The sequence below is a fragment of the Saccharopolyspora phatthalungensis genome, from assembly GCF_014203395.1.
GTDB classification, from domain to species: Bacteria; Actinomycetota; Actinomycetes; order Mycobacteriales; family Pseudonocardiaceae; genus Saccharopolyspora; species Saccharopolyspora phatthalungensis.
Map to the genome: position 1 here is coordinate 3,842,737 of NZ_JACHIW010000001.1, position 17,643 is coordinate 3,860,379.

At 67.0% G+C, this 17,643-nt stretch carries 1 protein-coding gene (only partly in view); it reads left to right on the forward strand.

All coding sequences use genetic code 11. The features are described from left to right. A protein-coding gene (locus BJ970_RS17880; RefSeq protein WP_446689099.1) for a DUF8616 domain-containing protein crosses the window boundary here: on the forward strand, positions 1-17,643 show its 5' end (the start). The gene runs 23,283 nt beyond the window's last position; 17,643 of the gene's 40,926 nt are visible here — the first part of the coding sequence; its start codon is at positions 1-3; its stop codon lies off the right edge, out of view.

A 17,643-nucleotide genomic window follows, 5' to 3' on the forward strand; every position in this document is an offset into this window, starting at 1 on the left:
ATGGTGCCGGAGGAGGTGAGACGGCTATTTCAGGTACTTACCGGTGAAGACATGACGGATGCGGATGAGGATGCGTTATTCGCGGCGGCGGGGGCGTTGGAGTCGGATGCGGCGACGGTGGAGACGTTGGGCCCGGTGGTGCGGGATGTGGTGGAGCGGGTACGGGGACGGTTCTCGGGCAAGGCGGCGGACCGGTTCGCCGAACGGTTGGCGGGGTTTGGCCCGGTGCTGGAGTCCGGTGGCGCGGGGTTACGACAGTTGGCGGAGTTCGTGCGGGGTTTGGCGTTGCAGGTGCAGTATTTGAAATTGGTGACAGTGGGGGGTTTGCTCCTGCTGTTGGCGGAAATCGCGTGGGCGGTGTCGATGGCCGGGCTCACTGGTGGGGCCAGTATGGCGTGGCTGGCGGCGCGGTTCGCGGTGATGCGGTTTCTGCTGTCGCGGTGGTGGGGGCAGCTGTTTATGCGTCTTGCGGTGGCGCAGGTGGTGGGGGTCGGGTTGCAGGTGGTGATAGATGCTGGGGCTCAGGGGTTGCAGTTCGCGTTGGGGACGCGGAAGAAGTGGGATGCGGCGATGTCGGAGATGGCGGTGGGGGTCGGCTCCTTCAGCGCGCTGTTGGCGGTGCCATTGTCGGCGTTGGGCAATGTGGTGGGCAACGCGATCACCAAGGTCTTGGTGCGCGGTTTGGGCGATGAGATCGATGCCGAGGTGTTGACGGCGGCGGCCAAGCATGTGGCGGAGGAGCACGCGGAGCAGTACCCGGTGTCAGCGATGGCCAAGTTCGCTGATGTGGTGTCCAAGAGCTTAGATGATTACACCGGTATGTCGGTGCGGGCGATGTGGGTGGCCCGGTTCGGTCACGGCTTGGGCGAGTCCCTGGAAGAGGGCCTGACCGAAATGCTCGGCGAAGCCGGGTATGGCGCGCTGAGCGGTCAGGGGGCGCAGTGGAACCCGTTCTCGTTCACCGCCGGGTTGTCGGAGGCGGTGGGCTCGGGTATGGGGAACCTGGCGGGCCTGGCCTTGCGGGGGCAGTTGATTCCGGCGGGCCGGGCGCGGGAGAACGCCGGCGAAGAGGAGGATTCCGGCAGCGCCGACACGCCTACCGACACGGACTTCTCGGAAGAGTTGAAGACCGATTCCGGGTCGCAGACGGGCGAGAAGCCTGCCGCTACGGCACACTTCAGTGAGAAGTCCGGCTTCCCGGAGAAGATGTCCAATGTGGATTCTGAGGTGCCGGTTCCCGGATCCGAAACGGTGGACACTGGCCCGGCACCGGGTTTGGTGGGGACGGGAATTCCGGTCACCTGGTCTCTCCCGCCCGCTGGCTCCGCCCCCGGGAAAGCGGCGCCGGATGGTGTGCCCGGGGCGCGGGATCGCGGAGATGGCGTGCTGGCCGAGGATGCGGAGGGCCCGTCTTCGTCCCCGGGCGCGCCGTGGACGGGCAGCCCGGCTCATCAGACCTCGGTACCGGATACGAGGATTGTCCCGCCCGCCGCCGGGGCCCAGCCCGCCGCCGGGGCCCAGCCCGCTGCCGGGGCCCAGCCCGGCGCGGCGGCCGGGAATGCGGGTACCGGTGCCGGCGAGTATTCCGGTGAGTCTGTGACGCCGGAGGTCACCTCGCCGGTGGCGTGGCTTGAGGATGATGCGGCGGCTCCGGGTGCGTTGTGGGGTCGGGACAATCCAGATGTACCGCCGCCGTACAGTCCGTCTCGGGATCAGGACCATGTCCGCAACGACGCAGCGGGTTCCGACACCGGGATCGGCGGCTCCCGTGCCGGAACGCCACCGCCCGCCTACAGCCCGGCTGCCGATGCTGGCCGGGCCGGTCCGGGCGGGTCGCATGTGGACGGATTCGATGACTCGGTTGGGCATTCGTCGCCGGTACCGAGGTCTGGTTCGCTCGACCAGGGTGGCTTGTCCGCCTCTGCTGGTGGGGCGCGGACCGGAGATTCCGACTCGTCGAGGCGCGACGAGAAGGCCACGCCCGCATTGTCCCATATGGACACTCCAGGTGATTACCAAAGCGGTTCGACGAGATCTGATGGTGGGGTGACGGAGGCGGATCCCTCTGTCGATTCGTCGCCGAGCGATGACCATGCCGACATCGCATCGTCTGGTGTGGACAGTCCGAGCGCTGCATTGGATGGAGAGACTAAGACAGGCGTGCCCGGCTCGGTGGCGGACAAGCCATTGACGAGCGCAACTGATGCGCCGGGTGCGTTGTCGGACGGCGTGGTTTCGGAGACTGCTTCCCCTGTGGCTGGGGTGGTTCCGGCAACTGGGGGCGGGGAGACGTTGCCGGCGCAGGGATCCGGGCAGGATGATGCGAGCGTTCCTGGTGCATTTGCGGGAGCGGATTCGGTTGTGGGGAATGGGGATGCGGCTCGTGCGCCGCAGTCGCCGGTATCGCCGGAGTCGGCTCTGCCGGACCCGTCGGGCGTGGTGTCCTCGGGTGGCCCGGTGCCGGGTGCGGGGCCGGTGGGGTTGCCTCCGGGTGCGGTGCGGGTGCAGGTGCCTGGGGATGTGGTCTCCGGCGGTGGGGTTGCGGCGTTCGTGCGCGGCCGGGTGGGGGATGCGGGTGCGGGTCCGGTGGTGTTGGTGTCTGGCGATGATTCGGGTGCCGTGGTGTTGTCGGGTCAGGCTTCCGAGGTGGCGCGGGGTGTGGGGCGTGATGTTGTTGCGTTGGTGCCGGGGCGGCGTGGTCCGCGGTGGATGCGGTTTGGTGCGGATGGGGCACGTCCCCGTCCGGTAGGCGGGTCGGGGCCGAAGCAGACCGGCGAGGTGCTGGATGTGGCGGCGAGTTCGTCGACTGCTGTCCCGAGGGGTGCGGCGGAGGCGGCGGTGCCGGGTTCGGCCGAGGAGGGGCGTGCTGAGACGGCCACGGCGACCGGCACGTCTGGTGGTTTCGCGGCGAGTTCGGCGGCGGTGGCACCGGAGAGCCAGCGGCGTGGTGTGGTGTGGTCGGCGGGTGAGGATGCGGTTCCCAGCGCTTCGGTGAGCCTGCGGGTGCGGGGGGCGAGGGAACGTGCCGAATACGCCGGGTGGACCCGGTCGCCGGATCATGCCGCCGCCCCGCAGGGCACTCGGCCGCTGCTGGTACTCGGGCACAACGAGAAGGCCGTTTCCGGTGATGCGCTGGCCGAGGTGCAGGGCGTCGGGGCGGATGTGTTGGCGCGGGTCGACTTTGGTCAGGGACCGACGTGGATGTTGTACGGGGCGGATGGGAGTCGGCCTCGGTTGGTCGATCCTCCTGCCGAGTTGGCGGGTCGGCCGAGGCCGGAGCCGTTGTTGTTCGGGGGGCCTGGTGATTCCGATGGGTTGATGGATCGTGCCGCGCGGCTGGCACCCGCTTTGCCGGATACCCAGGTTGTGGGTGTGCATGTGACGGCGCGGGGGAGTGCGGTACTGGCGGATGGCCGGCGGGTCGGGCCGGAGGATTTCGTGGCGGAGGTGCGGCGGGATCGGCGGTTTGTGCCGGGGCTGAAGGTGGCGTTGCTGGGGTGTGCTGCGTATCGGCGTCCGGGTCCGGGTGCGTTGTCGTTTGCCGAGCGGTTTGCTCGTGCGTTGCGCGGTTCGGCTTGGGTGGCCGATACCGACGTGGTTCAAACGGTGGACGGCGGTGTGCATGCCACCGAGGTGTCGGTGGCCTCGGATGGCAGGTTGTTGCCGAGGTTCGTGGATGGTGTGGGCACCGGTCGCTGGTCGTTGTTGGGGTCTGACGGTGAGCTGCTGGATTCCTCGGGCCCGGAATTGCGGGCGGCGGCAAGCCATGCGGTTGCGTCGCGGTATCCGGATGATGCGCGGATAGAGGCGGTCGTCCGCTGGCCCGGGCATGGGGAGCGCGAATCGGTCGACGAGCTGTTGACCAGGTGGGGATTCACGACCGCGCCCGAGGACGTGCGGAGACTGGCTGACGCGGTGGAACTGCGGTACCGGGATGGCGTGGGCGGACCAGGGTCGCGCAGTGGGGACCGGTTGCGGGGCAGGCTTTTCCTGGCTCTTGAGCTGACCGCTGAGCTGGTCGAGCGACCGGACATCGCGGATGCGCGGGATGTTCGGCTGGTGGCGGACTGGATCCGGGATGCCAGCCGGATGCAGGGGCCGACGGTGACGGCTGCGGACGTGCACAGCCTCGTGCAGGAGCTGACCGAGACAACCACGGATGTTCGCCTGCACGAAGTGCGCTACTTGGCTGGTGTTCTTAGGCAGGTTGAGCAGCGGTTGGAGTTAGGGGGCGAGCAGCGGCGGGCAACGGTGGCGGAGTTGCGGGCGCGGTGGCGGTATGGGGGCACGCGGGCCGTGACGCTGGCGATGGGAGGCCAAGCGGAGAACACCGTGGTGTATCCGGTCGACGCGGTGTCGTCCCGGTGGTGGCAACGTTTCCAGAGCGGCTTGGTGGACTTGGGCCAGGTGCGGCGGGAGATGGGGATCGCCGGAGAGCGGGATCCGGTCGTCGTCGTGGTGGAGGCGCGGCGGCGGACGGCTGGTGCGGAGAAGTCGTTCCTGATCGGTGATGCGGTTCGCGGTACGACCGCGCACCTGGAGACGCCGTGGGAGCTTGGTCAGTGGGTGGCCGGTACCGAGCAGTACCAGCGGATTGCCGTAAGCAACGAGGACGGCCCGGTCGTCTTGGTGATCCTGGGTGGTAACGCGGGACTCGGCGTGCATTTGAGTGCCGACGAGCTCACACGGCGATTCGCCGAGGGACTCGGCGAGGGCGGGGACGGTACCCGGCAGGTTCTGCTGGCCGAGGGCTATATCTCGCACGGTCCCTCAAGGTTCGGGTTGGTAGCCGTGGGATCACGGGCTGGTCAGACGTACGGCGGTGGGCTCGTATTGGCCTCTGGCGTGCGAGCGAGCGTGCTGGCGCTACAGCTGGACTCGGAACGGGAGAACACGATCGCCTATCCCGTGGATGCCGAGAACATGGACGAGTTCGAGCGGCTCGCCGCCTCGCGACTCGACATGGCAACGGTTCGGGTGGCTGTTGATGCTGATTCGCCGATCTTCGTACTCGCATGGACCACCCCGGGGAGCCGGTTCGTCGTCGCCGACGCGAACACGTGGGAAACGCAGGAGGTGAATCCACGCGAGTTCGCTCGTCGGGTGGTCGAGGACGCGCGGTCCCACGGGATCGTCGGCGACGACGATCACCGTGCCGTCGTCGTCTGCACCTACTTCCGCGACGGCGTGCGAGAGATGACAGGGCGAGCCCGGCTGGAAATGGCCGAGGGCTTCCGCGCGGCGGGATATCGCGGGCCGATTCACATGACCGCAAAGAACAGTAAGGTGGAGGGCCCCGCCTTCGATCACGACGAACCGTTCGTGATTCAGTCCTTCCACCAAGTGGTCCCGTGGTCTCCGCAACTGCGGCTGACGATACCGGCGGGTTCAAGCGTCATCAATGCCTTCGCATATCCGCGCAACAGCGATGAGGAGGCCGCGTGGCGGCGATGGGCGGAGTCGGGGCCTGATCTGGAAGAGCTGCGGGCACAGGTGCGTGATGAGTCACCGATCCTCGTGCTGGCGTGCTGGCAGCCTGGTGAAACCATCATCCATGTCGACGCCGAAACCCGGAAAACCGAGCGGCTGCGGACCGGGGCATTCGGTCGGGTCGTGGCCGGAGCAATACGCGATACAGCGGCCTCGAATCCCGGAAATGCGGTCGTCTTGCTTGTGGTGCGGCCGGATGCCGGGGTTGCCTTGGGAGAGAACGCGTGCCAGGAATTCGCGAGCGGAGTACGCCGATACGGCCACGACGGTCCGGTTTATGTTGCTGACGTTGAGCAATACAGTGACGGCGACAATATCCGGTTCGGAGTTCAGGCGTTCACTCTAGCCGGAGGTCGTCCGCGCGCCGCTGAACTGTCGGTGCTGGATCTGTCCACTAATCAGGCGCATCGTTTGCTGGCCGCCGGAGGGACCAGCGCGGATGTCGAGTGGTGGAGGCGATGGTCGAATCGTTTCCGGTTGGGTAGTACGCCCCGGTTCGGGGAGCGTTCGACCACGGTTGTGCTAGCGCGGTTGTGGGGTGATGAGTTCGTCACGCCGTCGGGCACGTTGTCAGCCTTCGAATTCGGCCGCCAGCTGGCGCGCAGCGAGCCGTACGAGTCCGTGGCCTCGCGCTCAGACGCTCCTGTTCTGTTGGCGACCGTGGGAGCCGAGACGGGGCTCAGTGAGCCTGCCGCGCAGGAGTTCGCCCGTGGCGTGCGAAGCAACGACGTGGATCGCATGGTCCTGGTCACGGACCGGGATTTCCGGTTGGGGCGCGATCCGGGGGGAGTGGCCGTTCTCCCGCTCGACTTGAATCCCCCGAGGTTCGTGCCGCCGCCGGACTTCTCGCCGGCGACCGCCGTGATCCGCACCGCGGACGACGACTTCGGGCCGGTGGTGTCGTATTCGCCCCACCGGCGGCGAAACGTGGATACGGACTGGATCGCTTCGGAGGTTGGCCACCGGAAGCCATTCGTTGTGGTGGTGTCGTCGGAGCACGGACGGTTCCCCGTGTTTGATCCGGATTGGAAGGCAAGGGTTCTCGGGCCTTCGGACTTCGGTACGCGGGTGCTCAGAGGTGCGGAGTTCCAGCAGTTCGTCGGTGACGATCCGCTCCGCCCGGTTGTGGTGTTGTTCGAAACGTGGCCGTCCGGCTTGACCGAACGGGACGCGCGGTCGTTGGCGGAGGGATTGCGCAGCGACGGCGTCCAGCGGCCGGTTTTCTTGTCTATGGGCGAGCTCAAGTCCGACTGGAGAGGCTTGTCGCGGGCGCACGCGCTGGTCGAGGCCCCGTCGGCGCAGTCGGCGCTGCTCACCCATCCCGCCAGTGCTGTCGAGGCGCGGCAACCGTCGTTGGTCGCCTGCGTGGACAGGGTGTATGAGGATGTTGTCGGACAGCTTCGTTCGTACGGGCTTTCCCGGTTATTGTCCGAGTTGGGGTATCGCGATCCCCAGCCGCCGGTTGTGGTCCTGGCCTTCGTGGAGTTCGATAAGTTCCTTTCGCCAGACGGCGCCAAGAGATTAGCCCCTGGAAACTTTGCCTCTCTACTGGCGCGCAACCCGGACTACCTTGACGCGACCCGAGGGGACTGGCGGCGGCCCGTCGTGATCGTGACATTCGGGCCGGGGCACAACCCCGATGCGGTGCCGGATCTCGTTTCCTTCGCCGCCCAACTACTAGGCACATCCGATGCTGACCGGCCCGTCTACATCACAGAAAACAACATTTCGCAGTTAAGGCTCAAGTCGCCGGAACGCGGGAGCGCCGTGTCGGGCGGGCTGAGCCAGTTGACGCCCGGCGCAATGCTGTCTCCCCCTCCGAAGGAGGAACTGCTGAGCGAGGAGTTCCGGGTCGGCATTGGTCCGGAGTCGGCCAGTAACGCCGTGAGCTTCCCGCCGCAACCAGACGTCCCCTACTGGCAGGCATGGGGCTCGTTGGATTACCCCGGATACGGGCCCATGCTGCGGCGCGCGGTGGCCGAGTTCGATCCGGACCCGCTGTTCGTCTTTGTGTACGTGCAGGATGGAAAAATATTAGTTCGCAACGGAAATAGTGCGATTGTTTCACCGGAACCGGTAGTCCTGGGCATGAACATGCAGCATTCCCGGGATTTCCAGAACGCGGATCGCGGGCAACTCGGGCGCACGGTGGTGCTCGTGGCGATGTCGAGAAATGGTGCGCCGCTTCCGGACTGGTACGCCAGAGCACTCGCCGAGGGGTTGCGTCGAGTTGGTGGGCCGCCGCGACCCGTGTTCGTCTACGACGGATACCACCAAGAGGCGTTCCACACCGATATGGTGTTGGACCGGTTGCGGAGCGTGACCCCGGAGGCGCATTGGCGGCGGGCTGGGGATGTTCCTGACGTGGAGCATCCTGGGGAACTCGTGCCGCGCTATGAGCCGGATCTGCCGCCGAGTTATGCGAGCGCCGGGGAGGTCGCCGCCGCGGTTGCGGCGGTCGACAGGCAGCGCGCGGCGGGTGGGTCCGATGCCGGCCGGCCCGCCCGACCTGGTGAGCTCTCGGAGATCGAGATCGCGAACGTGGCTCGGCGGTGGAGCGGGGAGTTCGAGGAAGCCGAGCGGGTGTTGAGCGCGCTTCCGGCCGATTGGGTGGCGGATCTGCAGGCGCGGGCCAGGACGATCCTGGACAGTGTGTGGGAGCGTCCGAGGGAGCGTGATTCGTCCTCGGCGATGGCCGTGCAGGGCTTGTGGGATCGGATGGCGCAGCGGGTCGCGTTCCGGTTGCATGGCGATGGCCGGTCGGAATCGGGTGCCTGGGCGGATGCCGCGGCGATGGTGGCAACTATTCCGTTCTTGCCCGTGGTGCTGGCGGCGCGTGGGTCGGAGGAGTCATTTACCTACCCGGGATGGACGAGGTCGCCGGGGTTCGCTGAGGCTTCCCCGGAGCGCGGCCGGTTGTTTGTGCTGGGCAGTGACGGCGTTGTGGTGTCTGGTGAGCTGGTGGCCGAGATGCGGCGGCCGGGCGTGGATGTGCTGGCGCGGACGGACACCGACGATGGTCCACAGTGGATGCTGTTCCGGTCGGACGGGAGTGAGCCGTTACCGGTGGAGCCGGCGGCGGAGGTGACGCGGTTTGTGCGTGCGGAGCCGTTGATGTTCTTCGGTGCTGGTGAGGATGAGGCGGCGGTTGAGGCGGCGGCGTTGGCTGCGGATGTGCCGGGTGTGCAGGTGGTGGGTCTGCATGTGACGCCCGAGGGGGGTGCGCGGTGGCCGGATGGGGAGTTGGGGCCGGAGGAGTCGGCGGAGCGGGTATGGCGGGATAGGCGTTTTGTTGCGGGGATGCCGGTGGCGTTGTTCGGGTGTGGTGCGGGGCGGCAACCGGGGTCGGGTGAGGCGTCATTCGCGCAGCGGTTTGCGGCGGGGGTGGGGGCGCATGTGTGGGTGACGGATTCCAGTGGCGTGTGGCAGACGCGTGATGGTGCGGTGCATGCCACGGAGTCGGTGGTGTCCGGAGATGGGCGGATGCGGCCGGTGTTCGTTAATGGCATGGGTACTGGTCGGTGGTCTTTCCTGAGCCCTGATGGGCGGGAGTTGTTCTCGGGTGGTCCGGAGTTGCGGGCGGCGCTGGCCGGTGCGGTTCCGCCGCGCTATGCGGAGGGGGCGAGTCCGGAGCCGCTGATCAGGTGGGCGGACAATGCTGACGCTGAGGGTGGTGCCGGACGGCCGGTCGATGACTTGTTGCGGGAATGGTGGGCCGCGGGTGAGCCTGAGGATGGTGAGCCGGCCGCTAGGCGGAGGTTGCCCGATGAGGATGTGCTGAGGCTGGCAGATGCGGTGAAGTTGCGTTATCGGGGTGCGGTGGGGCAGCGGCCGGGGACGCGTAGTTGGGAGCGGTTGCGGGGCAGACTTGTTCATGTTCTTGAGCTGACCGAGCAGTTGGGCGGGCAACCGACCGTCGCGGATGCGCGGGATGTTCGGTTGGTGGCGGACTGGATTCGGGATACCGGTCGGATGCAGGGGCCGATGGTGACGGCTGCGGATGTGCACGGCGTCGTGCAGGAGCTGACCGACGATCCCAAGGACGTTCGTTTCCACGAAGCCCGCTACCTGGCCGGCGTTCTCCGCGATCAGGGCATGGAAGGAAGGCGTCAACGGCAGGCCAGCGTGGCCGAGTTGCGGGCGCAGTGGCGGCGTGGGGCCACGCAAGCCGTGACTCTGCGGATGGGTGGGCACGCCGAGAACACCGTGGCGTATCCGGTCAGCATGGCGTCGTCGCGGTGGTGGCGGGATTTTCACGGTGGCCGGGTGGATCTGGATCGGGTGCGGCGGGAGATGGGGATCGCCGGTGACCGGGATCCGGTCGTCGTCGTGGTGGAGGCGCGGCGGCGGACGGCTGGTGCGGAGAAGTCGTTCCTGATCGGTGATGCCGTTCGCGGTACGACCGCGCACCTGGAGACGCCGTGGGAGCTTGGTCAGTGGGTGGCCGGTACCGAGCAGTACCAGCGGATTGCCGGAAGCAACCGGGATGGTCCGGTCGTCTTGGTGGTCACGGGTGGCAACGCGGGGCTCGGGGTGCATCTGAGTCGTGACGAGCTCACGCGGCGATTCGCCGAGGGGCTTACCGCGGGTGGGGACGGCAGCCGGCAGGTTCTGCTGGCGGAGGGCTATATCTCGCAGGATCCTTCCGGGTTCGGGTTGATCGCGATGGGCTCAGGGACTGGTCGTGCGCGGGATGCGGGGCTGATGCTGCCCTCGGGAGTGCGAGCGAGCGTGCTGGCGTTGCGGCTGGACTCCGAGCGGGAGAATGCGATCGTCTATCCCGTGGATGCCGCGAACAAACAGCAATTACTTTCAGCGGCGGACGAGGGCCTGGCGCGCGGGTTTAATGACGCTGATTCGCGGATCTTCGTGGTCGCATGGATCACACCGTGGGGCGGGTTTACCGTCGCTGACGAGAACACGTGGGAAACGCAGGATCTCACCCCACGTGAGTTCGTTCGCCGGGTGGTCGAGGATGCACGATCCCACGGGATCGCCGGGCATGACGAGGACCGCGTGGTCGTGGTGCGCCCTTGCGTCAGTACGCGTGAGCAACTGCTGCCGGCGCGGGCCCGGCAGGAGCTGGCCGAGAGCTTCCGCGAGGCGGGATATCGCGGGACGATTCAGGTGGCCGGATGGAACCCCGCGACGAACAGCACCAGCTACGACCTCGTGACCCCGTGGTCGCCGCGATTGCGGCTGACAATCGCGGCGGGCTCAGGCGTTCTCGACGTGGTTGCGTACCCGCGCAACAGTATTGAGGAAAAGGCGTGGAGGCGGTGGGCGGCGTCGGGGCCGAACCTGGATGCGCTGCGGGCGCAGGTGCGTGATGAGTCACCAATCCTCGTGCTGACGCGCCAGCGGACTGATGAGACTTTCTTCTACGTCGACCCCGAAACCCGGGCCACCGGGCACCTCTCCGCCGGGGCGTTCGGCCGGATCGTGGCTGGAGAAGTGGCCGAGATAACGGCCTCGAATCCCGGCAAAGCCGTCGTCATCCTTACCGTGCCGCCGGAATTTGGGGTTGCGCCAAGCGAACAGGCACGTCAGCAGCTCGCAAGCGGGGTGCGCCGATATGGCCACGAAGGGCCGGTTTATGTTGCTCCCGTTGCGGAATACCGGGGTGTCTCGTTAGCGATAGGGGACATCACTCTCGCCGGAGGACGTCCGCGCCCCGCCGAACTGTCGGTGCGGGAGCTGAGTTTCTCCAGCCCATCGCATCGCTTGCTGGCAGCCGGTGGAACCTCGGTGGATGTGGATTGGTGGCGCCACTGGGCGTCGGAAGGTTTCCGGGTGACAGCCGCCCAACGGTTCGGGCTGCGCTGGACGACCGTTGTGCTCGCCCGGTTGTGGGGTGATGAGTTCGTCACGCCGTCGGGCACCCTGTCGGCCTTCGAATTCGGCCACCAGCTGGCGCGCAGCTCGACTTACGAATTCTCGGGCCTGCGCCCAGACCCTTGTGTCGTGTTGGCGACCGTGGGAGCCGAGACTGGGCTCAGCGAGGAAGCCGCGCGTGAGTTCGCCCGTGGCGTGTGGAGCAACGACCCGGATCGTGCGGTACTCGTGACGGATCGGGATTTCAGATTGCGGCGAGATGCGGACGACGTCGCCGTTCTTCACTTCGGGACGGACCGCCCGAGGTTCGTGCCCCCGCACAACTGGTCCCCGGTGACTGAGTTGAGCCGACCCGGGGACGATGACTTCGGGCCGGTGGTGTGGTATCCGGCTCGGTCAGGAACCGAGTCCGAGTTTACTGTGGACACCGACTGGGTTGTCGCGGAGACCGGCCACCGGAAGCCTTTCGTTGTGGTTGCGCAGGCGGCACAGGGACGCTTCCACGTGCTGGATCCGACTGGTCAGACGAGGGTACTGGGGCCTTCGGACTTCGGTACGAGCGTGCTCAGAAGTGCGGCGTTCCAGCAGCTCGTCAACGACGATCGAGCTCGTCCGGTTGCCGTGGTGTTCCGCAACTGGCCGTCCGGTTTGACCGAGCGGGACGCGCGGTCGTTGGCGGAGGGGCTGCGCGGCGACGGGGTCCAGCGGCCGGTTTTCCTGTCGATGGGTGAGTTTGTGGAATACGAGAGCGGGTGGGGGTCTTATGCCTTGGTTGCGGCGCCGTCCGCGCAATCAGCGTTTTCCGCCCATCCGGCTGGTTCTATCGAAGCCCAGCGTCCCTTGCACATATCCTATGTGGACAGAGATCACGAGGAGATCCATGAACGGCTTCGTTCGTTCGGGATTTCCCGGCTGTTGTCAGAGCTGGGGTATCGCGGCTCCCCACAGCCGATTGTCGTCACCGTGAGCGCGAATTACCCTGGCTTATTAGCACCGTTCGGCGAAAGCTCAATGTCGGCTGCGCGCTTTGGTGAATTTCTGGGTCGAGACCGGAATTACCTTGAGGCGATACGAGGTGACTGGCGGCGGCCGGTCGTGATCGTCCCGCTAGGGAATCCGCCCCACGTTACCGAGGCAAATCTCATTCCGTTCTTGACGCGGCTGCTGGGCACCCTCGACGCTGATCGGCCCGTCTACATCTCCCAAGAGAACATTCCGGTGGGCAGACTGGCCACGCTGGGAGACGGGCGCGTCGTGTCGGCCGGTCTGAGACTGTTGACGCCCGACCGAATGCAGCCTCCCCGTATGCAGGAGGAACTGGACTCCGAGACACTGCATGTCGGCGTTGGCACGGCGTGGGACCTCAATGCCGTGGGTTTCCCGCTGGAGCCGGCAGACCTGGAAGCCTGGCAAAGATGGGGCTCGTTGGATTACGACGGGCACGGGCCCATGCTGCGACGCGCGATGGGTGAGTTCGATCCGGACCCGATGTTCGTTTTTGTGAAAGTGTCGGGCGGAAACATCGAAGTAGTGCACAAGCGAGATGACGAGTCGGACCCGGACCCGGACCCGGAGTCGGAGTCGGGGTCCGATCCCGGGTCTGAGCGGGAGCGCCGGCGGGAAGCATTGGATCCTGTCGAGCTGGGCACGCTCATCCACCGTTCCCCGCATTTCCAGGACCTTGCCTACCCGTATTCCGCATTTGCGGATCCCGGGCAACTGGGGCGAACGGTTGTGGTCGTGCCGGCATCGGACGATGGTGAGCGGCTTCCGGACTGGTATGCCAGGGCATTTGCCGAAGGGTTGCGTCGAGTCGGCGGGCCGCCGCGACCCGTGTTCGTCTACGACGGCTACTACCACGAGGCTTTCGACACCGATACTGTGCTGGATCGGTTGCGGAGCGTGACACCTGAGTTGCATTGGCGACGGGGTTGGGGAGCTCGTGACGCCGAGGAGCCCCGGGAATTGGTCCCGGGTTATGAGCGGGATTTGCCGCCGGACTATGCGAATGCCGGCGAGGTCGCGTCGGCGGTCGCGACCATCGACAGGCAGCGTTCGGCAATCGTGTCCGGTGTTGCGCGGCCTGCCGAGGTCGCGGAGACCGAGGTCGCGAGTGTGTATCAGCGGTGGAACGGGGATTTCCAGGAAGCAGAACGTGCGCTGAGCGCCCTTCCGGCCGATTGGGTGGCGGATCTGCACGCGCGGGCCAGGACGATCCTCGAAAGCATGTGGGAACGCCCGAGGCAGGGAGATACGTCATCGGCGATGGCCGTGCAGGACCTGTGGGACCGGATGGCGCAGCGGGTCGCGTTCCGGCTCTACGGCGGCGGCCGGTCGGAAACGGCCGCCTGGGCAGATGCCGCGTCCATGGTGGCAACCGTTCCGTATTTGCCTGTCGTGCTTGCGGTGCGGGGATCGGATGAGTCGGTGGCCTATCCGGTGTGGACGAGATCGCCCGGGTTTGCGGAGGTCTTGCCGGACCGGAGCGGATTGCTGGTCTTGGGCAATGAGCGCCTGGTGGTGCCTGAAGAGCCGGTGGCCGAGGCGCTGCGCTCGGGTGTGGATGTGCTGGCGCGGACCGACACCGAAGATGGTCCACAGTGGATGTTGTTCCGGGCGGATGGGAGTACACCGCTCCGGGTGGAGCCGTCGGCGGAGGTGGCGCGCTGGGCGAGTCCGGCGCCGTTGATGTTCTTTGCCGATGGTGAGGGCGGGGTGGCGGTTGAGGCGGCGGTGTTGGCGTCGGGCTTGCCGGGTGTGCAGGTGGTGGGTGTGCATGTGACGCCCGAGGGGGGTGCGCGGTGGCCGGATGGTGAGTTGGGTCCGGAGGAATCGGCGGAGCGGGTGTGGCGAGACCGGCGCTACGTCACGGGGCTGCCGGTGGCGTTGTTCGCATGCGGTGCCGGACGGCGACCTGAGCCGGGCGAGTCGTCGTTCGCGCAGCGGTTCGCGACAAGGCTGCGGGCGCAGGTGTGGACGGCGGATGCCAGCGACGTGTGGCAGACCAGGGATAGCGCGGTACACGCCACGGATTCGGCAGTGTCCGGTGATGGTCGGATGCTGCCGGTGTTCGTCGACGGCCAGGGAACCGGCCATTGGTCGCTGCTGAGCCCCGACGGGCATGTGGTGTTCTCGCGTGGTCCGGAGCTGCGTGCGGCGCTGACCGACTCGCCCTCGCCGCGCTATGCGGCGGGAGCGGGTCCAGAGCCGCTGATCAGGTGGGCGGAGGACGGCGATGCCGCGTCCACCGCTGCGGATGAGGATGGTGTGACGGGTTCGGCCGAGGAGCTGTTGAGCAGGTGGTGGTCCGCGACTGGGCATGAGGATGTCGGCGCGCGGAGCTTGGCTGATGAGGATGTGCGGAGGTTGGCCGATGCGGTGGAACTGCGTTACCGGGGTGGCGTGGATGAGCCGGGTACGCATAGCGGGAAGCGGTTGCGGGGCAGGCTTGTTCAGGTCCTTGAGTTGACCGAAGGGTGGGGCGGCCAACCGTCGATCGCGGATGCGCGGGATGTTCGGCTTGTGGCCGACTGGATTCGGGATGCCGGTCGGATGGCGGGGCCGACTGTCACCGCAGCGGACGTGCACGGCCTCGTGCAGGAGCTCACCGAGAGCACGACGAATGTTCGCCTGCACGAGGTGCGCTTCTTGGCTGGTGTTGTGCAGCGGGTAGAGCAGGGGCTGGAACAAGGGGGCGAGCAGCGGCGGGCGACAGAGACAGAGCTACAGGCCCAGTGGCGTCGTGAGGCCACGCGGGCTGTGACGCTGCGGATGGGGGGTCAAACCGAGAACACTGTGGTGTACCCGGTGGACGAGGCATCGTCGCGGTGGTGGCAGAGCTTTTACGGCGGCCGGGTGGATATGAGCCAGGTGCGACGGGCGATGGGGATCGCCGATGATCGGGACCCGGTCGTCGTTGTGGTGGAGGCGCGGCGGCGGACGGCTGGTGCGGAGAAGTCGTTCCTGATCGGTGATGCGGTTCGCGGTACGAGCGTGCATCTGGAGACGCCGAAGGAGCTGGGGCGGCGGGTGGCCGGCACCGAGCAGTATCGGCGGGTTGCCGGAAACCACGAGGACGGCCCGATCGTCTTGGTGGTTTTGGGCGGTAACGCCGGACTCGGGGTGCATCTAAGCCGCGACGAGCTCACGCACCGATTCGCCGAGGGGCTCAGTTCGGGCATGGACGATGTCCGGCAGGTGCTTCTGGCGGAGGGCTACATCTCGCATGAACCTTCCGGGCTCGGGTTGGTCGCCGTGGAGCCACGGACCGCCGGCCGGCCGGACGCGGGGCTGGTGCTGCTGTCGGGCGTGCGACCGAGGGTGCTGGCGCTGCGGCTGGATTCCGTCCAAGAGAACACCATCGGCTATCCCGTTGATGTCGCGAGTTTCACCGAGTTGGCGCGGCTGGCCGGTTCGGATTCGCTGGATATGGGCTCGGTGCGGGAGGCCGTTGACGCTGCTTCGCCGATCTTCGTGCTGACATGGACCACCCGGAGAGGCGGGTTCACCTTCGCTGACGCGGATACGTGGGAGACCGAGGAGATCAGGCCATGGGAGTTCGCCCGTCGGGTGGTCGGGGATCTGCGATCCCACGGAATCGCGGGACCAGACGATGACCGCGCAATCGTCGTCTGCACCGCCAGCGAGGGTTGGCCAGCGCTGACGCAGTGGGAGTTGCGGGAGCTGGCCGAAAGCTTCCGCGAGGCGGGGCATCGCGGGCCGATTCACGTGACCGAACGGGGCACCGTCCTCTACGACCCGAACCTTTCTCCCGAAGACGCACTGAGGAACCGGACCTTCGAACGCGTGGTCCCGTGGTCGCCGCGATTGCGGATGGCGATACCGGCGGGCTCACACCTGATCGACGCGGTCGCCTTTCCGCGCGACAGTGTTGAGGAGGCGGATTGGCGGCGGTGGGCGGAGTCCGCGCCCGACCTGGACGGGCTGCTGGAAGAGGTGCGTGATGAATCGCCGATCCTGGTGCTGGCGTGCTGGCGGCCTAACGAAGCTTTTGTCTACGTCGAGCCCGGAACCTGGGACACCAGGTACCGGAGCGCCGGAAAATTCGGTCGGCTAGTGGCCGGAGAAATCCGCGAGATAACGGCCTCGGATCCCGGCAGGACCGTCGTCGTGTTCGCGGTGCTGCCGGACGATGCCTGGGGTGTCCTGGGCGTGCAGGCACGCCAAGAACTCGCGAGCGGCGTACGCCGATATGGCCACGGCGGGCCGGTTTATGTCGCTACCGTTGAGGAATACCATGAGGGCGGCAGCATTCGGTTTGCACCGTGGGACATGATTCTCGCCGGAGGTCGTCCGCGCGCCGCCGAACTAAGGGTGCAAGACCTGACCTCCACACCGTCGCATCGTTTGCTGGCGGCCGGCGGAACCTCGGCGGACGTGGATTGGTGGAGCCGGTGGTCGTCGGATGGCGTCCGGCTGAGCGGCGTGGAACGGTTCGGATTGCGTTCGGCGACCGTCGTGCTCGCCCGGTTGTGGGGCGATGAGTTCGTCACGCCCTCGGGCACCGTGTCGGCTTTCGAATTCGGTCGCCAGGTCGCGGGTAGCGCGCTGTACCAGACCTCGATCGCCGTGGATCCGGATGCTCCGGTGCTGCTGGCGACGGTGGGAGCCGAGGCCGGGCTCAGCGAGCAGGCCGCGCATGAATTCGCCCGTGGCGTGCGGGTCAACAACCCGGATCATGCGGTCCTGGTCACCGACCGGGACTTCCGATTGCAGCGCGATGCGGACAATGCGGCCGTTCTCCACTTCGGCGCAGATCCCCCGAGGTTCGTGCCACCGCGCAACTGGTCGCCGGTGGCGGGGCTGAGCCGGCCCGCGGACGACGACTGCGGGCCGGTGCTGATGCATCCGTCCAACCCCGGACCGGTGCCGCCGCTTACCATCAACACGGACTGGATCATTTCGGAGATCGGCCACCGAAACCCAGTCGTTGTGGTGGCACCGCCGGTGCGCGGACGTTTCCACCTGGTCGACCCGTTGACCGACGAGACGAGGGTTCTCGGGCCTTCGGACTTCGGCACGAGCGTGGTCAGCAACCCGGATTTCCAGGAGTCCGGAGGCGGTGATCCGGCCCGCCCGGTTGTGGTGCTGTTCGCAATATGGCCCTCCGGCCTGACCGAGCAGGACGCGCGGTCATTGGCGGCGGGTTTGCGCAGCGACGGGATCCAACGGCCCGTTTACCTGTCGATGGGCAATTTCGACCGGCTTCCGTCCGGGTGGCGGTCGTACGCCCTGATCGAGGCGCCGTCAGCGCAGTCGGCACTGCTCACACATCCGGCCGGTCCCGTCGATGCGCAG